This window comes from Leisingera caerulea DSM 24564 (assembly GCF_000473325.1).
GTDB lineage: Bacteria > Pseudomonadota > Alphaproteobacteria > Rhodobacterales > Rhodobacteraceae > Leisingera > Leisingera caerulea.
This window is the reverse complement of record NZ_KI421513.1, coordinates 2,326,791-2,345,448: the sequence shown is the minus strand read 5'-3', so window position 1 is coordinate 2,345,448 and position 18,658 is coordinate 2,326,791. Positions and strand designations below refer to the sequence as shown.

Annotated in this window: 19 protein-coding genes; 15 read left to right on the top strand and 4 right to left on the bottom strand. The window is 63.0% G+C overall.

The genetic code is table 11. The annotated features are described in order from the left end of the window. Positions 1-145 precede the first annotated feature (145 nt). From tldD to CAER_RS0118495, 5 genes are all read left to right on the top strand, one after another. Positions 146-1,567 (top strand): metalloprotease TldD, encoded by a 1,422-nt coding sequence (gene tldD / locus CAER_RS0118515; protein ID WP_027236763.1) that lies wholly within the window; start codon positions 146-148, stop codon positions 1,565-1,567. 240 nt (positions 1,568-1,807) lie between these two features. Then, a complete protein-coding gene (dprA, locus tag CAER_RS0118510) occupies positions 1,808-2,986 on the top strand; it encodes a DNA-processing protein DprA (RefSeq protein WP_027236762.1) in 1,179 nt (392 codons plus the stop codon). A gap of 130 nt (positions 2,987-3,116) precedes the next feature. Next, complete coding sequence (topA, locus tag CAER_RS0118505; RefSeq protein WP_027236761.1) at positions 3,117-5,780, top strand: type I DNA topoisomerase; 2,664 nt, start codon at positions 3,117-3,119, stop codon at positions 5,778-5,780. 423 nt (positions 5,781-6,203) lie between these two features. Further along, positions 6,204-6,908 carry a CoA transferase subunit A gene (locus tag CAER_RS0118500; RefSeq protein ID WP_027236760.1) on the top strand — a complete coding sequence of 235 codons (705 nt, stop codon included), beginning with the start codon at positions 6,204-6,206 and terminating at the stop codon, positions 6,906-6,908. 3 nt (positions 6,909-6,911) lie between these two features. Then, positions 6,912-7,538 carry a CoA transferase subunit B gene (locus CAER_RS0118495; RefSeq protein WP_027236759.1) on the top strand — a complete coding sequence of 209 codons (627 nt, stop codon included), beginning with the start codon at positions 6,912-6,914 and terminating at the stop codon, positions 7,536-7,538. A gap of 72 nt (positions 7,539-7,610) precedes the next feature. Here the strand turns inward: CAER_RS0118495 and CAER_RS0118490 are convergent, their stop codons facing one another. The 3 genes from CAER_RS0118490 to CAER_RS29780 all read right to left on the bottom strand — a co-directional run bounded on the left by CAER_RS0118490 (position 7,611) and on the right by CAER_RS29780 (position 8,703). After that, on the bottom strand, positions 7,611-8,054 hold the full coding sequence (locus tag CAER_RS0118490) for a hypothetical protein (protein WP_084299647.1): 444 nt from the start codon (positions 8,052-8,054) through the stop codon (positions 7,611-7,613). 321 nt (positions 8,055-8,375) lie between these two features. After that, a complete protein-coding gene (locus CAER_RS30645; protein ID WP_281172283.1) occupies positions 8,376-8,498 on the bottom strand; it encodes a hypothetical protein in 123 nt (40 codons plus the stop codon). Between the two features lie 49 nt (positions 8,499-8,547). Further along, positions 8,548-8,703 carry a hypothetical protein gene (locus CAER_RS29780; RefSeq protein WP_154667792.1) on the bottom strand — a complete coding sequence of 52 codons (156 nt, stop codon included), beginning with the start codon at positions 8,701-8,703 and terminating at the stop codon, positions 8,548-8,550. Positions 8,704-8,911: 208 nt separating this feature from the next. Here CAER_RS29780 and CAER_RS0118475 point away from each other — a divergent pair, with 208 nt between their 5' ends. Continuing rightward, positions 8,912-9,481, top strand: coding sequence for a TetR/AcrR family transcriptional regulator (locus tag CAER_RS0118475; RefSeq protein WP_027236757.1), 570 nt, complete (start codon positions 8,912-8,914; stop codon positions 9,479-9,481). 11 nt (positions 9,482-9,492) lie between these two features. Here the strand turns inward: CAER_RS0118475 and CAER_RS0118470 are convergent, their stop codons facing one another. Beyond that, positions 9,493-10,299: a lytic transglycosylase domain-containing protein gene (locus tag CAER_RS0118470; protein WP_027236756.1), complete on the bottom strand. Its 807-nt coding sequence runs from the start codon at positions 10,297-10,299 to the stop codon at positions 9,493-9,495. Positions 10,300-10,655: 356 nt separating this feature from the next. On the opposite strand from CAER_RS0118470, the gene CAER_RS0118465 reads away from it, so the two are divergent. From CAER_RS0118465 to CAER_RS0118425, 9 genes are all read left to right on the top strand, one after another. Next, positions 10,656-10,835 (top strand): Flp family type IVb pilin, encoded by a 180-nt coding sequence (locus CAER_RS0118465; protein ID WP_027236755.1) that lies wholly within the window; start codon positions 10,656-10,658, stop codon positions 10,833-10,835. 288 nt (positions 10,836-11,123) lie between these two features. Next, the gene (locus CAER_RS0118460; RefSeq protein WP_027236755.1) at positions 11,124-11,303 is read left to right on the top strand and encodes a Flp family type IVb pilin; all 180 of its coding nucleotides are present in this window, start codon (positions 11,124-11,126) and stop codon (positions 11,301-11,303) included. Positions 11,304-11,385: 82 nt separating this feature from the next. Beyond that, the gene (locus CAER_RS30205) at positions 11,386-11,562 is read left to right on the top strand and encodes a hypothetical protein (protein ID WP_167332327.1); all 177 of its coding nucleotides are present in this window, start codon (positions 11,386-11,388) and stop codon (positions 11,560-11,562) included. A 148-nt stretch (positions 11,563-11,710) separates the two neighbouring features. After that, entirely contained in the window at positions 11,711-12,568 is an 858-nt protein-coding gene (cpaB, locus tag CAER_RS0118450) for a Flp pilus assembly protein CpaB (RefSeq protein ID WP_027236754.1), read from the top strand. Positions 12,569-12,783: 215 nt separating this feature from the next. After that, positions 12,784-14,190: a type II and III secretion system protein family protein gene (locus CAER_RS0118445; RefSeq protein WP_036797428.1), complete on the top strand. Its 1,407-nt coding sequence runs from the start codon at positions 12,784-12,786 to the stop codon at positions 14,188-14,190. A gap of 15 nt (positions 14,191-14,205) precedes the next feature. Beyond that, positions 14,206-14,835, top strand: a complete 630-nt coding sequence (locus CAER_RS0118440) for an OmpA family protein (RefSeq protein WP_027236752.1) — start codon at positions 14,206-14,208, stop codon at positions 14,833-14,835. Positions 14,836-14,990: 155 nt separating this feature from the next. After that, a complete protein-coding gene (locus CAER_RS0118435) occupies positions 14,991-16,220 on the top strand; it encodes an AAA family ATPase (protein ID WP_027236751.1) in 1,230 nt (409 codons plus the stop codon). 24 nt (positions 16,221-16,244) lie between these two features. Continuing rightward, positions 16,245-17,681, top strand: coding sequence for a CpaF family protein (locus CAER_RS0118430; protein ID WP_027236750.1), 1,437 nt, complete (start codon positions 16,245-16,247; stop codon positions 17,679-17,681). Then, positions 17,681-18,649: a type II secretion system F family protein gene (locus CAER_RS0118425; RefSeq protein WP_027236749.1), complete on the top strand. Its 969-nt coding sequence runs from the start codon at positions 17,681-17,683 to the stop codon at positions 18,647-18,649. Before CAER_RS0118430 ends, CAER_RS0118425 begins: the two co-directional genes overlap by 1 nt. Positions 18,650-18,658: the final 9 nt, after the last annotated feature.

Here is an 18,658-nt window from a genome sequence, read left to right as displayed (position 1 = left end):
GGGGAATCAATGATTCCACAAAACGCACCAGCCCCGTTGTCTTTGACGCCGCTTAAAATCATATTCGGGCGTACAGATAAAGAGGCAGCCAAGCGTCAAACCGTCGCTTTCTTGATTTAGATCAAAAAAATCCGAGGACCGTGCCATGGAAAACCCAGCCTTCCGCCCCTTTGAAACCGCGCTTCCGGAGGATGAGGCGCTGGCGACGCTGCGCGATGCGCTGAGTGGCGCGGAGGATGGCGAGATCTTTGCCGAGCGCCGCAAGTCGGAGGCCCTGTCCTTTGACGACGGGCGGCTGCGCAGCGCCAGCTACGATGCGTCCGAGGGCTTTGGTTTGCGGGCGGTAAACGGCGATGTGGCCGGATACGCGCATTCCACCGATGTCTCCATCGCGTCGCTGAAGCGGGCGGCAGAGACGGCCAAACTGGCCGTTGGCGAGGGCGGCGGCACCTACTCGGACGCGCCGCAGGCGACCAACAAAAAGCTGTACACCGATGCCGATCCGATCAGCGCCATGCCGTTCCCGGTGAAGGTGGAGACGCTGCGCGAAATTGATGCCTATGCACGTGATCTGGATCAACGCGTGGTTCAGGTTTCCGCGTCCCTGGCTGCCTCGCTGCAAGAGGTGGAGATCCTGCGCGCGGACGGTGCGCGGGTGCGCGACACCCGCCCGATGGCGCGGGTCAATGTGTCGGTGATCGTGGAAAAGGACGGCCGCCGCGAAAGCGGCTCGGCCGGCGGCGGCGGGCGTCTGGGCCTTGATGGGCTGGTCGACCCCCAGCACTGGCAGGCCCAGGTGCAGGAGGCGCTGCGCATCGCCCTGGTCAACCTGGACGCGGTCCCCGCCCCGGCTGGCGAAATGGACGTGGTGCTCGGCCCCGGCTGGCCCGGCATCCTGCTGCACGAGGCGATCGGGCACGGGCTGGAAGGCGATTTCAACCGCAAGGGGTCGTCTGCCTTTGCCGGCCTGATGGGCCAGCAGATTGCTGCAAAAGGGGTGACGGTGCTGGACGACGGCACCATCCCGGACCGGCGCGGCTCTATCACTGTGGATGACGAGGGCACGCCAAGCCAGAAAACCACGCTGATCGAGGACGGCGTGCTGGTCGGCTTCATGCAGGACCGCCAGAACGCCCGCCTGATGGGCGTCTCCCCCACCGGCAACGGGCGGCGCCAAAGCTATGCCCACGCGCCGATGCCGCGGATGACCAATACTTATATGCTGGGCGGCAATTCCGATCCCGGCGATCTGGTGGCAGGCATCAAGGACGGTATCTGGGCCGTGGGCTTTGGCGGCGGCCAGGTGGATATCACCAACGGCAAGTTCGTGTTCTCCTGCACCGAGGCCTACCGGGTGAAGGACGGCAAGGTCGGCGCGCCGGTTAAGGGCGCCACGCTGATCGGTGACGGCGCAACCGCGCTGAAACAGATTCGCGGCCTTGGCAACGACATGGCGCTGGACCCTGGCATGGGCAATTGCGGCAAGGCAGGCCAATGGGTTCCGGTGGGCGTCGGCCAGCCCTCGGTGCTGATGGGCGGGCTGACCGTTGGCGGCTCGGCGGCCTGAATCATCCCGCAAAAAGCCGGTAAAACCATGATACTGCCGTAAATTTCCGGGCCGGATGCCAGCGCTTCCGGCCCCCTCTGCCGCACGGAGCGGCGCAAGATCATTTTGGGATTAATATTTCTTCATTTGTTTTCGACACTTAGGATAATTTTCAGGGTATTGGCCGAAAACTGCCGGCTGTTCACTAACTGTTAACCGCCTAAGGGTTAATTCTAATCCTGCAAACAGGCGGAGCTGCGGATGACTGAAGAAGCACATTCTTCCACTCACCCCCCACTCCCACCCACCACGGAAGATACTCAGTTTTCATGGCTTCGTCTGTTGCGCTCCAAGCGGGTCGGCCCGGTGACCTTTCACCGGCTGCTCGCTGAATACGGTTCAGCGCAGAACGCGCTGGAAGCGCTGCCCGAAGTGGCACGCTCCGCAGGCATCAAGGGGTATGAAACATGCCCTGCCAAAGCGGTGGACGCCGAAATTAAGGCCGCAAAAGCCGCCAAAGCGCGGCTTTTGTGCTTTCCGGATCCCGACTATCCCAAACTCCTGACCGGACTGAAGGACGCCCCGCCCCTGTTGTGGGCCATTGGCGATCTTTCGGTTCTGGACCGTCCGATGATTGCCATAGTCGGGGCGCGGAACGCGTCCTCGCTTGGGCTGCGCATGGCCCGGTCGCTGGCGCAGAATCTGGGTGAAGCTGGGTATACTGTGATCTCCGGCATGGCCCGCGGCATTGATACCGCCGCGCATCAGGCGGCGCTGCAAACCGGCACACTCGCAGTGCTGGCAGGCGGCGCCGATGTGATTTACCCCGCGGAAAACGCGCGGCTGGCCGAGGATATCTGCGAAACCGGCCTGCGGCTGTCGGAACAGCCGATGGGCCTCACTCCGCAGGCCCGCGACTTTCCCAAGCGCAACCGGATCATCGCCGGCATGGCCCGCGCCGTGGTGGTGGTGGAGGCGGCGGCGAAGTCCGGCACCCTGATCACCGCCCAGGATGCGCTGGATTACGGGCGCGAGGTGCTGGCCGTGCCGGGCCACCCGTTTGATGCCCGCAGCTCCGGCTGCAACCGGCTGATCCGCGACGGCGCCCTGCTGGTCCGCGATGCTGCCGATGTGCTGGCGGCTCTGCCGCCATGCGGCCCGCCCCCGCCCGATCCGGCCGGAAACAGCCTGCAAGAGGCACTGGCAGACCTGCCCCCGCCGCCGCCCCAGCGGCGCAGCCTGGCGCAGACCCACGCCCTGCACCAGCAGATCCTCGGCAGGCTGGGCCCCTCCCCCACCTCCGAGACCGAGCTGCTGCGCGACTTGTCCCTGCCGCCGCATGAGCTGGCGCCGGCGCTGACGGATCTGGAGCTTGAAGGCGCGATCCGCCGCCAGCCGGGCGGACTGCTGTCCAAGGCGTTTCCGGAGGACGGCGATTGACCGCAGGTGCTGCTTGAACTGCCTGTTTGCCGCCGCGGCCAATGCACCCGGATTGACAATCACCTCTTGCGCCCCACATGTTGCCCCGCCATAGAACCCGCAGAAGTGGTCCGAAGAGGTATCAGAATTTATGCCAGTAGTTGTTGTCGAATCCCCGGCCAAAGCAAAAACAATCAATAAGTATCTTGGCCCCGACTATACGGTTCTGGCGTCTTATGGCCACGTGCGCGACCTGCCGCCCAAGGACGGTTCGGTCGATACCGACAATGATTTCGGCATGACCTGGGAAGTCGCAAATGATTCCCGCAAACATGTGAAGGCCATCGCCGACGCGCTGAAAGACGATAACGCGCTGATTCTCGCTACCGACCCCGACCGCGAGGGCGAGGCAATCAGCTGGCACCTGCAGGAAGCGCTGACCAAGCGCCGCTCGATCAAGAAGGATACCGCCGTCAGCCGGGTGACCTTCAACGCGATCACCAAGGAAGCGGTGACCGAGGCGATGCAGAACCCGCGCCAGGTCGACATGCCGCTGGTGGAGGCCTATCTGGCCCGGCGCGCGCTGGACTACCTTGTGGGCTTCAACCTTTCGCCGGTTTTGTGGCGCAAGCTGCCGGGCGCACGGTCCGCAGGCCGGGTGCAATCGGTCTGCCTGCGCCTGATCGTCGAACGCGAAATGGAGATCGAGGCCTTCAACCCGCAGGAATACTGGTCGGTGCGCGCACAGCTGGCGACCCCGCGCGGCCAGGAGTTCGAGGCGCGCCTGACCGTGCTGGGCGGCGACAAGCTCGACAAATACAGCCTGAAGAATTCCACCGCGGCAGAGCTGGCGGTTCAGGCCGTGGCCTCGCGTCAGCTCAAGGTGCTGTCGGTCGAAGCCAAGCCTGCGGCCCGCAACCCATCGGCGCCCTTCATGACCTCCACTCTGCAACAAGAGGCCAGCCGCAAGTTCGGCATGGGCGCGCGCCAGACCATGAACGCGGCACAGCGCCTGTATGAAGCGGGCTACATCACCTATATGCGGACCGACGGCATCGACATGGCGCCGGAAGCCGTGCAGGAGGCCCGCGCCGAGATCGAAAAGCGCTATGGCGCCGAGTATGTTCCCTCCTCGCCCCGGATTTACAAGAACAAGGCCAAGAACGCCCAGGAAGCGCACGAGTGTATCCGCCCGACGGACATGAGCCGCGACGCAAGGGCGCTGAAGGTAACCGACGACGACCAGCGCAAGTTGTATGACCTGATTTGGAAACGGACGCTGTCCTGCCAGATGGAAGGCGCGCGGCTGGAGCGCACCACCGTCGACATCGGTTCGGACGACCAGCAGGTTGTGCTGCGCGCCACTGGCCAGGTGGTGCTGTTTGACGGCTTCATGCGGGTTTACGAAGAAGGCCGCGACGATGTCGCGGACGAGGATGACAAGCGCCTGCCGCAGATCATGCAAGGCGAGGCGATGAAATTCGCCTCCTCTCTGGCGGCGCAGGCCGAGAAGGCAGGCAAGGACGCATCGGTCCTGTCGGACGACGGCGCCGTGCTGGCGCTGCAGCACCATACCCAGCCTCCGCCGCGCTATACCGAGGCAACGCTGGTCAAACGGATGGAAGAGCTCGGCATCGGCCGCCCCTCCACCTATGCCTCCGTGATCACCACGATCCAAGACCGCGAATACGTCCGCAAGGACAAGAACCGCCTGTTCCCCGAGGACAAGGGCCGGATCGTCACCATTTTCCTGCTGAACTTCTTCCGCAAATACGTGGGCTACGAGTTCACCGCCAACCTGGAGGAAGAGCTCGACGACGTGAGCGCGGGCGAACGCGACTACAAGGACCTCTTGGGCAGGTTCTGGCGCGATTTCTCCGCTGCGATCGCCGAGACCTCCGAGCTGCGCATCACTGAGGTTCTAGACGTGCTGGACGACGCGCTGGCGCCGCAGCTCTACCCGCCGCGCGAAGATGGCACCGATCCGCGGACCTGCCCCAAGTGCGGCGCAGGCCAGTTGCATTTGAAGACCTCGCGCACCGGCGGCTTCGTCGGTTGCGGCAACTACCCCGAATGCAATTACACCCGCCCGATTTCCGGTGAAGGCGCCGAAGGCTATGAACGTATTCTGGGCGAAGATGACGGCGACGAGATCCACCTGAAATCCGGCCGCTTCGGGCCGTATGTCCAGCGCGGCGAAGCCACGCCTGAAAACAAGAAGCCGCCGCGCTCCTCGCTGCCGAAACAAGGCAAGGACTTCCTGCCCGGCTGGGGCCCGAACGAGATCACCCTGGAGCAGGCGCTGACCCTGCTCACCCTGCCGCGCGAGATCGGCCAGCATCCGGATGGCGGTGAAATTCAAGCCAATCTGGGACGGTTCGGCCCCTACATCGCGCATCAGCTGCCCGATGAGGAAAAGCCGGTTTACGTGAACCTCAAGGAGACACTGGACGTCTTTGAAATCGGCATGAACCGGGCGGTGGAAATGCTTGCCGAAAAACGAGCCAACCCGGGGCGGCGCGGCAGCCGTGCCGCCGCCAAGCCGCTGAAGGAACTCGGCGAACACCCCGAAAGCGGCGGCGCGGTCAACATCATGGACGGGCGTTACGGGCCTTATGTCAAATGGGAGAAGGTGAATGCCACCCTGCCCAAGGACGTGGAGCCCAAGGACGTGACCATGGAGATGGCGGTCGAGCTGATCTCCGAAAAAGCGTCAAAAGGCGGCAAGAAGAAAACCGCCGCTAAGAAGCCCGCTGCCAAGAAACCTGCGGCCAAGAAAAAGGCCGCCCCGAAAAAGGCCGCCGCTAAGGACTGATCCCGGAGAAACTGTCGGGACGGCGCTCTCCCGCCGACTGCGGGCGCATTAACATGCGCCCTGCCCGTTGGGCCCGGCGCCGCTGGCGCGGCGCGCTCGCGTCTTGCACCCCCGGCGTGCTGCGGGTCAAGGGCGGCGCAGACGCAGCGTCAGCGGCTTGCCCTTGAGGTGTCGCGCAGCAAGACAACACTCCCAAACATCCGTTAAGGGCAGCCTGCCTTTAACGGGCAATTCTGCAAATCCTTCCACGCCGCGCAGCGGCGCCACGCCCAAGCCTGACGGCGCCTTGCCGCAGGCACAGGCGCCGGGAGGGCGCGGGAGCGCACCTCCCTCCGTAGAAATACGCAAACTTCTCCGTATCGTTGACTTGTGCCCGCCCCGGCGTCAGAACCACTGTCAAACGGTAGTTGTTGGGAGAGCTCCATGAAAAAGGTTTACGCCAACGCCGCCGAAGCGCTCGACGGGCTGCTTCACGACGGCATGCTGATCGCCGCGGGGGGCTTTGGCCTCTGCGGCATCCCCGAACTGCTTCTGCAGGCAATCAAGGACGCGGGCACCAAGGACCTGACCTTTGCCTCCAACAATGCAGGCGTTGACGATTTCGGCATCGGCATCCTGCTGCAGTCCAAGCAGGTGAAAAAGATGATCTCCTCCTACGTGGGCGAGAATGCGGAATTCATGCGCCAGTACCTGTCCGGCGAGCTGGAGCTGGAATTCAATCCCCAGGGCACCCTGGCCGAGCGCATGCGCGCCGGCGGCTGCGGCATTCCGGGCTTTTACACCAAGACCGGTGTCGGCACCGTGATTGCCGAGGGTAAGGAACACAAGGACTTCAACGGCGAGACCTACATTCTGGAAGAAGGCATCTTTGCCGATCTTTCCATCGTGAAGGCCTGGAAGGCGGATGACACCGGCAACCTGATCTTCCGCAAGACCGCCCGCAACTTCAACCCGCCTGCCGCGATGTGCGGCAAGATCTGCGTGGCGGAAGTGGAGGAAATCGTGCCCCGCGGCGAGCTGGACCCCGACCAGATCCACCTGCCGGGCATCTACGTGCACCGCATCATCCAGGGCGAGCACGAGAAGCGCATCGAGCAGCGCACCACCCGCAAGCGTGAGGAGGCTTGAACCATGGCTTGGGACCGCAACCAAATGGCCGAGCGCGCCGCGCAGGAACTCGAAGACGGCATGTATGTGAACCTCGGCATCGGCATTCCGACGCTGGTGGCAAACTACGTGGGCGACAAGGACATCACCCTGCAGTCGGAGAACGGCATGCTGGGCATGGGCCCCTTCCCTTATGAGGGCGACGAGGATCCGGACCTGATCAACGCGGGCAAGCAGACCATCACCGAGCTGGCGCGCACCTCCTACTTCGACAGCGCAACCTCCTTCGGCATGATCCGCGGCGGCAAGATCGCAGCAGCGATCCTGGGCGCGATGGAAGTGGCCGAGAACGGCGATCTGGCGAACTGGATGATCCCGGGCAAACTGGTCAAAGGCATGGGCGGCGCCATGGATCTGGTCGCGGGCGTCGGCCGCGTGATCGTGGTAATGGATCACACCAACAAGCACGGCGACAGCAAAGTGCTGAAGGAATGCACCCTGCCGCTGACCGGCAAGGGCGTGGTCGACCGCATCATCACCAACCTGGGTGTTCTGGATGTTGTCGATGGCGGGCTGAAGATCGTCGAGCTGGCCGAGGGCGTCAGCGAAGAGGAGCTGCGCAGCTCCACCGAAGCCACCATCGTCGGCTGATCCCGGATCAAAACTGGCAATGATGGCCCGCCGGTTTCCGGCGGGCCTTTTTCGTTCAGGTCATGCTGGCGGTCACACCCCGGCAGCCGCTCCGGGACGCGGCCGGGGCCGCAGCGTGTGCCAGACCGCACCTGCAGGCGGGTTGATGATTTCCCACATGTAGACGCGCTTATCATGCCAGTTGACGATCTTTTCCCGCCCGTCCTCAAACACCACCACGCAATAGCTGCCCTGCGCCGGATCACAGCTGTCGCGGCCCAGAACGGTGACAATGACCGGGTCGACCAGATGGCTTTTCAACAGAACCATTGCCTTGGTCTGCTTGCCAGAGACATAGAGCGCCCCTGCAAACAGCGCCGCCGCCAGCAGGAGAAACCCCAGACCCGAGAATTTCCGGAACGGGTTGAACTCCGCGAGCTGCGGCCCGAATGCGGAGAAGACGAGCCGCCCGAAAAAACCAATGAACGCCAGCAGGGCGAACAGCAGAAGCTTTCCACTAAGACTTTGCGCACCCACGGCAATTTCCGATGGGTTAAATCCCAAATCCAAATCTGTTCTCCAATAAAATTAAGCTAAAAAAATATGCTTTATTGCCAACATACCGGCGGCTCTGGGCAGATGGCAGGGCGTCTGCGAAAAATCTCCGCAAATCGGGCCGCTGCGAAACGTCTGTTCAGAAGGTTATCTGCTTTGGCCGCCGCAGCCCCCAAGGACCGCTGACGCGTGCCCAGCCAGCGGCAGCCGGGTGATGCAGCGAACCGGCGCCGAAGGGTTGCCCAAACCCGCTGCAGCGGTTCGCACGGGGAAGCCGCCGGTAGTTCAGGCCGCTGCTCAGCTTCAGCCGCCGCTCGGAACTTGCACAGCGGCTGTCCCAGCGGGCACCCGCGGCAGTGTCACCGGCAGCAGAACGCCACCGGCAAGAACAGCGGCCAGCGCCGCCATAAGAATTTCCTGTTTCATGCGCGGGACCCCGCGCAGCCGCGCGGGCAGTGCTTCGCCGGTTGCCCAATCATGCCTTGGCCCCTCCCGCATTGAATTGCACGCCTGTGCCGGACGCCGCATCCGGGCGCGTGTCCGCGGCCGGTGCCGTCAGCGCAGCAGCAATGCAGGCAGCCAGTATCACCGGCCCGAACGGTGAAGCCATCGGTTTGAAAAGACGTCTCATGCCAGTCCCCCTAACAAAGTGTACCGATCTGTCAACTCACGCCAGTAAGGTGTACCGATCGGTACTTTAAATCAAGGACTTTTTCTCGCGACCAAGGCTGCACGGCGGCGCCCGGTCTTAACGCCTTTTTGTTGCAGCAAAAATATTTTTGATTTGCCGGGCGGGCGCGGCGCCAATATGTACCGAACGGTACACTTGAGGACGAATCATGCGCCCCAACAAGCGAGACGAACTGGTCAGCAAGGCCTTGGAGGTCTTTTACCGGGGCGGGTTCCACGCCACGGGAATGGACACGCTGGTCAAGGAAACCGGCATCTCCAAGACTTCAATCTACAAGCACTTCCGCACCAAAGACGACCTGATTATTGCCGTGCTGCGCCTGCGGGACGAGAACTTCCGGACCTGGCTGTTCAATCGGATGGAGGCTTTGTCGGATACACCGGCCGGGCAACTGCTTGCAATGTTCACAGCTCTTGGCGAATGGTTCGGCAAACCGGAATTTGCCGGCTGCATGTTCATTAAGGCAAGCGCTGAGTTTCAGGACCGGGCGCATCCGGTGTATCAGCAGTCAACTGAACACAAGCAGATGCTGCTGAAGCATTTCACGGGCCTGGCCAAAGCAGCCGGTGCGTCCGACGCCTCAGGACTGGCCCGGCAGCTGCTGACACTAAAGGAAGGCGCGATCGTGCTGGCGGCCATGTCGGTGACCCCCGATCCGGCCGGGGACGCCCGGCACACGGCCCGGATGCTGCTGCACCCCTATCTGGCGGAGGACTGAACCGGGCCGGGCTAGTTCATCACCCGGAACACGCAGCCATCGGAGATCAGCTGCGGCGGTGTCAGGCACAGGCCGCGGGCCACCTGATAGGCTGCCAGCACCTTGGGCACGTAATCGCGGGTTTCAGCAAAGGGCGGCACCCCCTGGTGGTTTCGCACGGCCCCCTCGCCCGCGTTATACCCGGCCAGCACCAAAATCGGGTCGCCGCCGAACTCCGTCATCAGCCAGTCGAGATAGCGGATGCCCCCCGAGATATTCTGCTGCGCCTCCAGTGCGTCCGTCACGCCAAAGCGCGCCGCGGTATCGGGCATCAGCTGCATCAGCCCCTGGGCGCCAGCGGAACTGATTGCGTCCGCCTTGCCTGCGGATTCAACAGCGATCACAGCCAGCACCAAGGCAGGCGAGACCTGTGTGCTGGCGCTTTCGGTCAGGATCTGAACCCCGCGGGACTGGGCGATTTCCTGCATCAGCTGCAACCGCGGCGCCGCCAGCCCCTTGGCCCCGGCCAGCGCCTGCAGGGCGTCGTCCAAGCGCCCGGGCCCGCTCTCCTCAACCCCGGGAGAGATCTTGTCCCAGAACCAGCCATACCGCCCGGGGGTCTGATTTGCGCTCTCAATATGCTCCCGCTCCGGAGCGGCTGGCTCGGCCTCCGGTTCCGGCTCGATCTGAACGGTGATGCGCTTGCCGGCGCCCTGCGCAGGCGGTTTCACCCGTTTCGCCTCGAACTGGGGAAACGGTTGCGGCGGTGCCTCCTGCCCCGCTGCTGTCAGGGGCACGGCAGAGGCCGCCAGTGCCAAAATCGCGTTACGGACTGCCATTTCTTTGCCTGCCAGTGGATTCTGCCACGCGAGACTCGGGAAATTGGCTGCTGAAAACCAGCCTTTGGCCGCCAGAATCTGGCGCAATCGCCATATTTTCCCGACTCTGGCGCGGAAATGCCACGGGCCGCCAAAAGGTAACGGAAAATTAATGCCTCAAAATCATAGGGTTACGGAAATCATTGCCAAAAAGTAAAATTGAGGCGGCAATTTCCGGCTTTCAGCCCAAATCCTGCCACGCTGGGCTGGCTATATAAGCTCATCCAAGCCGGACAGAGGTCAAGCAGGTGAGAGAGCGGACCCTGGCGCGAAGGCGGGATAGTTCAAATTCTGAGATCCTTTGGAGGGACCAAGCCATGATCAAATTCTTCAAAAACTTCCGCAAAGACGAATCCGGCGCCGTGACTGTTGACTGGGTTGTGCTGACCGCAGCCGTGGCCGCTCTGGGCGGTGTTGTCTACACCGCCATCGAAGACGGCGCGTCGGACCTGACCAGCAAGACCGGTTCTTACCTGGGCACCCAAGCTCCGACCTAATCGCTTATAGTGGTCTGACTGACCGCGTGACAGGCCGCCCGTTTCCGGGCGGCCTGTTTCGTTTGCAGGCATCCTGAATCCCGCCGCTTTCCTCAGTTTTTTCAGCGCCAACTGATCCGCCAGGTTTCCCGGCAATAGGGCAGAAAACTCAGTATTACGCCCAATTAACGCCCCATTCATGAAGCTTAATAGACTCATCAACCGGCGGGCAGGCCAGAAGGAGAGAGCTGGCCAGATCGCCCGGCGGGCCAGATACAGCATTTCAGTTTCCTTTGGAGGGACCAAGCCATGATCAAATTCTTCAAAAACTTCCGCAAAGACGAATCCGGCGCCGTGACTGTTGACTGGGTTGTGCTGACCGCAGCCGTGGCCGCTCTGGGCGGTGTCGTCTACACCGCCATCGAAGATGGCGCGTCGGACCTGACCAGCAAGACCGGTTCTTACCTGGGCACCCAGGCTCCGACCTAATCACTGCCTGACTTCTGAGGCGGCGCCGGTCAGTCCGGTGCCGCCTCTGCCCCGGAACCGTTCAGGCAGCGAGGATCAGACTATGAAGAAGTTACGGTTATACATCGCTAGCGACGACGGTGCGGTTTCCGTCGACTGGGTTGTTCTCTGCGCTGCAGTCGTCGGGATGGCCGCAATGATTGCTGCGGCAATGGAAGATGGCGCCCTGGGCGCGGCACAAGCGATTGCCGCCTTCATGTCCAATTGGTCTTTCGGCTGATACCGGCAGAAACGACTGGCTCCAGTACGCTGCCTTCAAGGCACCTGCGCTGACCCGGCCAATGCCCGGGGTTCCCGTTGCAGTATGAGACACCCAGCAGCCGGTTCCGATTGCGGAACGCCGGCCTAAGTTGATGAGAGGTAACACAATGCGTGCAGTTTTCGGACTAGTGCTGATTGTCGGTGTCGCCCTCGCCGGCGGCGCCGTGATGATGGCCAAAAACTATATCTCGGCCTATCAGAATGAACTGGCGCGCGAACGCGCTGCCCGGGCTGAAGCGGTGCCGACGGTCGATGTGTTTGTCGCCACCAAGCCGCTGAAATACGGCGAGCGGCTGTCCAAGGAGGCGGTGCGTGCCGTGCGCTGGCCGGAAAACGCCATACCCGAAGGCGCCTATACCACCCTGGACGCCTTGTTCCCGCCGCAGAGCGGCGACAAGCTGCGGGTGGTGCTGCGCGCCATGGAGAAGGATGAGGCGGTCATGGCCGTCAAGGTCACCGCCCCGGGCGAGGATGCCGGCATCACCTCGCGGCTGCAGCGCGGAATGCGCGCCTTTGCGATCAAGGTCGATGTATCCTCCGGCGTCTCCGGCTTTCTACGCCCCGGCGACAAGGTGGACGTTTACTGGACCGGCATGATGCCCGGCGCCAACGGCGCGCGCGGAGAGGTCACCCGGCTGATCGAGACCAATGTGGAACTTGTGGCTGTGGACCAGAGCGCCGGCGGCGACATCAATGAAGCCATCATTGCCCGCACCGTCACCGTTGCCGTCAAGCCCGCGCAGGTGGCGGCGCTGGCGCAAGCCCAAACCACCGGGCGGCTGTCGCTGGCCCTGGTGGGCGCGGGCGATGACACCATTGCCACAGTGGTTGAAGTGGACCAGCGCACGCTGCTGGGATTGGGCGCCCTGGAGGCTCCGCAAGAAGTCGAGAAGGAAAAGGTTTGCACCATCCGCACCCGCCGCGGCGCCGAGGTTGTGGAAATCCCGATCCCTTGCGCCAACTAGAATTCATATGTCCGCACAGTCCTTTAACAGGTTCAGCCGTCTCTTCCCAGCGAAGGGCGGCTGTTCTGCCTGTTGCGCAGGCTCCACATTGGCGCCCCTTCAGGAAAGGTCTCGAAGCCTTTGATTCTTGCAATAATTCGGGATCTGCACCACAGTGCCCGAAACAGCGGGCAAAAAGACCCGGGTACTGAGGCGTGATCGGAAAGGCAGGTCACATGGCATTTAGACGGTTCGTGGCGGCGGCCCTGATGGGTCTATCGCTTATTGGCATGCCGCAGGCAGATGGGGCCTGGGCGCAATCTTTGCGGGTGGTGAAAAAGGGCACGGCGGCAACGCTGGACGTTCCGATGAACCGCGCGGTGGTGGTGGAAAGCGAAATCCCCTTTGCCGAACTCAGCATCGCCAACCCCGGCATCGCGGATATCTCCTCGCTGTCCGACCGCACCATTTACGTTCTGGGCAAATCGCCCGGCTTGACGACACTGACGCTGCTCGACGCTTCCGGCCGCCTGATCACCAATGTCAACGTGCGGGTCGCCGCCGATGTGACCGAGTTCAAGCAGCGTCTTCGCCAGATCCTGCCCAACGAGAAGATCGAAGTGCGCACCGCCAATGACGGCATCGTGCTGTCCGGCACCGTGTCCAGCTCGGCCCGGCTGCAGCGGGCGCTCGACCTGGCTGAACGCTACGCACCAGAGCGGGTCAGCAACCTGATGTCGGTGGGCGGCGTGCAGCAGGTGATGCTCAAGGTCCGCTTTGCCGAAATGCAGCGCTCGGTCTCGAAATCGCTGAGCGCCTCTCTCGGCTTCAACGGCGGCACCGGCAACGGCCGCACCGGTGGCTACAACACCCTGAACACCTCCGGTGCGCTGGCCAACTCACTGGCGGGCAACATCCCGGCCGCCAACGAAAACACCGGTGCCTTCCTGTTCGGCTTCAACGCAGGCTCCGTCCAGGTCAGCCTGCTGCTGGAAGCGCTGGAGCAGAAGGGCGTGGTCCGCACCCTGGCCGAACCGAACCTTTCGGCCCTTTCGGGTCAGGAAGCGAAATTCCTGGCAGGCGGCGAATACCCGGTGCCGGTGGCCCAGGAAGGCGGCGTGATCACCATCGAATTCAAGCCCTTCGGGATCGAGCTGAACTTCATCCCGCGGGTGGTTGACGGCGACCTGATCAATCTGGAACTGAACGCCGCGGTTTCCGCCATCGACCCGACCAATTCGCTGGAACTCAGCGGCCTGACCATCGACGCCTTCTCCCGCCGGGAAACCTCCACAACGGTGGAAATGCGCGACGGCGAAAGCTTTGCCATTGCCGGCCTGATCCGCGACGAATTCCTCGACAACTCCTCGCAGCTGCCCTGGCTGGGCGACGTGCCGGTGCTGGGCGCGCTGTTCCGCAGCGCCGATTACCAGCGCGAGCAGACCGAGCTGGTGATCATCGTCAGCGCCCATCTGGTCACCCCGACCCGCGGCGAGGCGCTGACGCTGCCGACCGACCGGGTGGCCCCGCCCAGCGAAAAGGATCTGTTCCTGTTCGGGCGCACATCCCGCAACCGCGCCGGGCCTGCCGCCGAGGTGGCCAAGCAGGATTTCAACGGCTCTTACGGCTACGTGCTGGACTGATAAGGAGTGGCACAGATGATCAGAACCGCTGCAATTCTCGGCCTTTTCCTGACCGCGGCCGCCTGCGAGCGGGAAGCCGGGCGCGAACTGAACCGCAGGGGAACCTTCGGCGAGGCCACCCTTAACAATTCGGCGGTGATGAGCGGCGAACGCAACTATGCCATCCAGCTGGCCGGCCGGTTCGCCCAGGAAGTGCCCACCACCATCACCTTCGACTTTGACAGCGCCCGGCTGGACCAGACCGCGCGCGCAGTGCTGGACCGGCAGGCGCATTGGATCAGGCAGTTTCCCGAAGTGCGCTTCCGCGTCTTCGGCCACACCGATGCGGTCGGCAGCAACGCCTACAACCGCAAGCTCGGCCTGCGCCGGGCCCGGGCGGCCGTGAATTACCTGGTGTCCCGCGGCATCAGCCGCAGCCGTCTGGAAGCGGTTATCTCGCACGGCGAGACACAGCCGCTGATTCCGACACCCGAGCGCGAACGCCGCAACCGCCGCACCGTGACCGAGGTGAGCGGCTTCCTCAAGCGCCACCAGACGGTGCTGGACGGAAAATACGCCCAGATCATCTATCGCGAATATCTGGAAAGCGCGGTTCCGGGGACCACCCTGACCCAGCAGAAGTCGCTGGAGCGCACGCTGCAATAAGGCAGCCGCGCTGCCGGGCGGTTACGAAGTAGTAACAATTCCCTATATTTGGGGATTTTTGGCCCCAATATCGCCTAGATTGCCACCGACATTGTTTCCAAGAGGCGAACTGTGCCCATGGCCCGGTTCCGCCCATGTGAACAAGGATGATGGCGATGAGCAGCGGTATGCCGCAGACAGAAACACCAGCAATTGTTGCCTGCACAATCAGCCGCGATGTGCAGAATTTCGACCTCCTGATCGAGGATATGGAAGCCGCCTTGGGAGAGGCCTGGGGCGATCTGGGCTTTGCCGAGGCGCTGGCTTTCTTTGGTCAGACCGAGGCGGAACCGCTGCAGTTTGTTGCCCTGGCCATCGACAGCGCCGATGAGGGGGATCTGCCGCTGATGGGCGAGATCATCACTCAGGCCAAGGCGCGCGGTATCAAGGTGATTCTGATTGCCGAGGACGTGACCCCGGCCGCGCTCCACACGCTGCTGCGCCAGGGCGCGGATGAATTTGTCCCCTACCCGCTGCCCGAGCAGGAATTGCAGGCGGCCATCGAACGGCTGCAGGCGCCGCCGCCGCCGGTGGCGCAGACCACGCATCAGCTGCAGTCCGGCAGCCAGCGCGAAGGCGCAGTGATTGTTTGCCACGGGCTGGCCGGCGGCACCGGCTCGACCACCATGGCGGTGAACCTGGCGTGGGAGCTTGCCGCGCTCAGCGAGCAGGAGGAGCCCAGCGTCTGCCTGCTGGATCTGGACCTGCAGCATGGTTCGGTCTCGACCTATCTGGACCTGCCCCGCCGCGAGGTGGTGATGGAGATGCTCAGCGAATCCGAGAGCATGGACGAGGATCTGTTCGGCCAGGCGCTGCTGCCGTTTCAGGAAAAGCTGCAGGTCCTGACCGCCCCGTCGGAACTGGTGCCGCTGGACCTGTTGTCGCCAGAGGACATCACCCGGGTGATCGAAATGGCGCGCAGCCATTTCGATTTTGTGGTCATCGACATGCCGCACACGCTGGTGCAGTGGTCCGAAACCGTGCTGAGCACGGCGCATGTCTATTTCGCCTTGATCGAACTGGACATGCGTTCAGCCCAGAACGCGCTGCGCATGAAACGGGCGCTGCAGTCGGAGGACCTGCCGTTTGAGAAACTGCGCTTTGCCCTGAACCGCGCGCCGAAGTTTACAGATCTTGCTGGCAAAAGCCGCGTCAAACGGATGGCCGAATCCCTCAGCATCTCGATCGACCTGCAATTGCCCGACGGCGGCAAGCAGGTGCTGCAAAGCTGCGACCACGGGCTGCCGCTGGCCGTTTCGGCTGCGAAAAATCCCTTGCGGAAAGAAATCGCCAAGCTCGCAGCCTCGCTGCATGAGCTGGGCCGCAGTGAAGCAGAAGCCGCCTGAACGGCTTGAATTGGGGGTGAGTTGATGTTTTCCAAGTACAAGAAGCAAGCGCCGAAACCTGCCGCGCCGACGCCTGAGCCGGCTGCAGCGGCCGCCGCCGCTGCCGCCCCAGCCGCCAGCCTGCGCCGCCCGGTGCAGCGCAAGGCGGCCGAGGCGCAGCCGATGGACAAGGAGCGCAAGCGCAAGGAGCGCCTGGGCGAGATCAAGATCCAGCTGCACCGGGAGCTGCTGGAAAACCTGAACCTGGCCGCGCTGGAACGCGCAGGCGAAGCGGAGCTGCGTTCTGAGATCGCCACCATCGCCACCGAGATCCTGGCCGAGAAAAGCATCGTCCTGAACCGCGAGGACCGGCAGCAGCTCAACAAGGAGCTGTATGACGAGGTGACGGGCCTGGGCCCGCTGGAGACGCTGCTGCAGGATGAATCGGTGAGCGATATCCTGGTCAACGGTCCGCATCAGATCTTTGTCGAACGCAGCGGCAAGCTGCAGCTGTCCGACATCACCTTCAAGGATGAGAAGCACCTGATGCGGATCATCGACAAGATCGTCTCTGCCGTGGGACGCCGGGTCGATGAATCCAACCCTTACGTGGACGCCCGCCTCGCCGACGGCTCGCGCTTCAACGCGATGGTGCCGCCGGTCGCGGTGGACGGCTCACTGGTGTCGATCCGGAAGTTCAAAAAGGACAAGCTGGGCATCGACGACCTGGTGCAATTTGGCGCCTTCACCGAAGAAATGGCAGCATATCTGCAAGCCGCCGTGTCGACCCGCCTGAACGTGATTGTTTCCGGCGGCACCGGTTCGGGTAAAACCACCACGCTGAACGCACTGTCGTCCTTCATCGACAACGCCGAGCGCATCCTGACAATTGAGGATACCGCGGAGCTTCAACTGCAGCAGACCCATGTGGGCCGGATGGAAAGCCGCCCGCCCAACGTCGAAGGCAAGGGCGAGGTCAGCCCCCGCGACTGCCTCAAGAACGCACTGCGGATGCGCCCCGACCGCATCATCGTCGGCGAAACCCGCGGCGAAGAAGTGATCGACATGCTGCAGGCCATGAACACTGGCCACGACGGCTCTATGACCACGATCCACGCCAACTCCGCCCGCGACGGCATTTCGCGTCTGGAAAACATGATCGCCATGGCCGGCATCGAGATGCCCATCAAGGCGGTGCGCAGCCAGATTGCATCGGCTGTGAACCTGATCGTGCAGGCCTCCCGCCTGCAGGACGGCTCGCGCCGGATGACCTCGATCACCGAAATTACCGGCATGGAGGGCGATGTGATCTCGATGCAGGAAATCTTCCGCTTCCAGCGCGTCGGCCTGACGCCCGACAACAAGATCATCGGCCACTTCACCGCCACCGGCGTGCGCAGCCATTACTCCGAGCGCTTCCGCCTGTGGGGGTTCGATCTGCCGCCCTCGATCTATGAACCCACCGTGATGGAGAAGCGCTGATGCAGCTGAGTGCGGAACCGCTTATCTATGGCCTGATCTTCTTCGGGGTGCTGGCCCTGGTCGAGGGCCTGTATCTGTTCACCTTCGGCAAATCCATCAGCCTCAACAGCCGGGTCAACCGCCGGCTGGAGATGATGGAGAAGGGCAGCAACCGCGAGCAGGTGCTGGAGCAGCTGCGCAAGGAGCTGGGCCAGCACGCCAGATCGCAGTCGATCCCGCTCTACTCGCTGCTGTCGGAACGGGCGCAGAAGGCGGCCATTGCCTTTTCACCGAAACAGCTGATCCTGATCATGGCCGGGCTGGCAGCGCTTGCCTTCGTCGGCCTCAGCATCGGCACGTCAGCCCCCCTGCCCGTCCGCATTCTGGGGTCCGTCATCATCGGTGTCGGCGCGGTGTTCTTCTGGGTCAACAAAAAGGCCGCCAAGCGGATGGCGCTGATTGAGGAGCAACTGCCCGACGCGGTGGAACTGATGGTGCGCTCTCTGCGCGTCGGCCACCCCTTCACCTCCGCGGTGCAGATCGTCGCCAATGAGGTGGAGGACCCGCTGGCCACCGAATTCGGCATCATCTCCGACGAATGCGCCTATGGCCGCGATGTCGGCGAAGCGCTCAAGGAAATGGCCGAGCGGCTGGATATGCAGGACATGCGTTTCCTGGCGGTTGCCGTGACCATCCAGCAGCAATCGGGCGGCAACCTGGCCGAAGTGCTGGCAGGCCTCGCCAAGGTGATCCGCGCCCGCTTCCGCCTGTTCCGCCGCGTGAAGGCGATCACCGCCGAAGCGCAATGGTCGGGCAAGTTCCTGTCGGGGTTCCCGCTGTTCTGTCTGGTCGGCATCCTGGTCAAGGATCCCAACTATTACGACAAGGTGCTGGACCACCCCTGGTTTATTCCCGCCTGCTTTGCGGTGGGCGTGATGCTGACCGCCAACCTCTTTGTCATGCGCATGCTGACCAACATCAAAGTTTAAGGAGGGGAC

Bases quoted from the DNA above. Each gene is read 5' to 3' on its own strand.
- CAER_RS0118495 (WP_027236759.1), top strand. From the start codon at position 6,912: ATGGCTTGGGACCGCAACCAAATGGCCGAGCGCGCCGCGCAGGAACTC.
- CAER_RS0118470 (WP_027236756.1), bottom strand. From the start codon at position 10,299: ATGGCAGTCCGTAACGCGATTTTGGCACTGGCGGCCTCTGCCGTGCCC.
- topA (WP_027236761.1), top strand. From the start codon at position 3,117: ATGCCAGTAGTTGTTGTCGAATCCCCGGCCAAAGCAAAAACAATCAAT.
- CAER_RS0118445 (WP_036797428.1), top strand. From the start codon at position 12,784: ATGGCATTTAGACGGTTCGTGGCGGCGGCCCTGATGGGTCTATCGCTT.
- CAER_RS0118440 (WP_027236752.1), top strand. From the start codon at position 14,206: ATGATCAGAACCGCTGCAATTCTCGGCCTTTTCCTGACCGCGGCCGCC.
- CAER_RS30205 (WP_167332327.1), top strand. From the start codon at position 11,386: ATGAAGAAGTTACGGTTATACATCGCTAGCGACGACGGTGCGGTTTCC.
- CAER_RS0118435 (WP_027236751.1), top strand. From the start codon at position 14,991: ATGAGCAGCGGTATGCCGCAGACAGAAACACCAGCAATTGTTGCCTGC.
- CAER_RS0118425 (WP_027236749.1), top strand. From the start codon at position 17,681: ATGCAGCTGAGTGCGGAACCGCTTATCTATGGCCTGATCTTCTTCGGG.
- CAER_RS0118500 (WP_027236760.1), top strand. From the start codon at position 6,204: ATGAAAAAGGTTTACGCCAACGCCGCCGAAGCGCTCGACGGGCTGCTT.
- dprA (WP_027236762.1), top strand. From the start codon at position 1,808: ATGACTGAAGAAGCACATTCTTCCACTCACCCCCCACTCCCACCCACC.
- tldD (WP_027236763.1), top strand. From the start codon at position 146: ATGGAAAACCCAGCCTTCCGCCCCTTTGAAACCGCGCTTCCGGAGGAT.
- CAER_RS29780 (WP_154667792.1), bottom strand. From the start codon at position 8,703: ATGAGACGTCTTTTCAAACCGATGGCTTCACCGTTCGGGCCGGTGATA.
- CAER_RS0118475 (WP_027236757.1), top strand. From the start codon at position 8,912: ATGCGCCCCAACAAGCGAGACGAACTGGTCAGCAAGGCCTTGGAGGTC.
- CAER_RS0118460 (WP_027236755.1), top strand. From the start codon at position 11,124: ATGATCAAATTCTTCAAAAACTTCCGCAAAGACGAATCCGGCGCCGTG.
- CAER_RS30645 (WP_281172283.1), bottom strand. From the start codon at position 8,498: ATGAAACAGGAAATTCTTATGGCGGCGCTGGCCGCTGTTCTTGCCGGT.
- cpaB (WP_027236754.1), top strand. From the start codon at position 11,711: ATGCGTGCAGTTTTCGGACTAGTGCTGATTGTCGGTGTCGCCCTCGCC.
- CAER_RS0118465 (WP_027236755.1), top strand. From the start codon at position 10,656: ATGATCAAATTCTTCAAAAACTTCCGCAAAGACGAATCCGGCGCCGTG.
- CAER_RS0118430 (WP_027236750.1), top strand. From the start codon at position 16,245: ATGTTTTCCAAGTACAAGAAGCAAGCGCCGAAACCTGCCGCGCCGACG.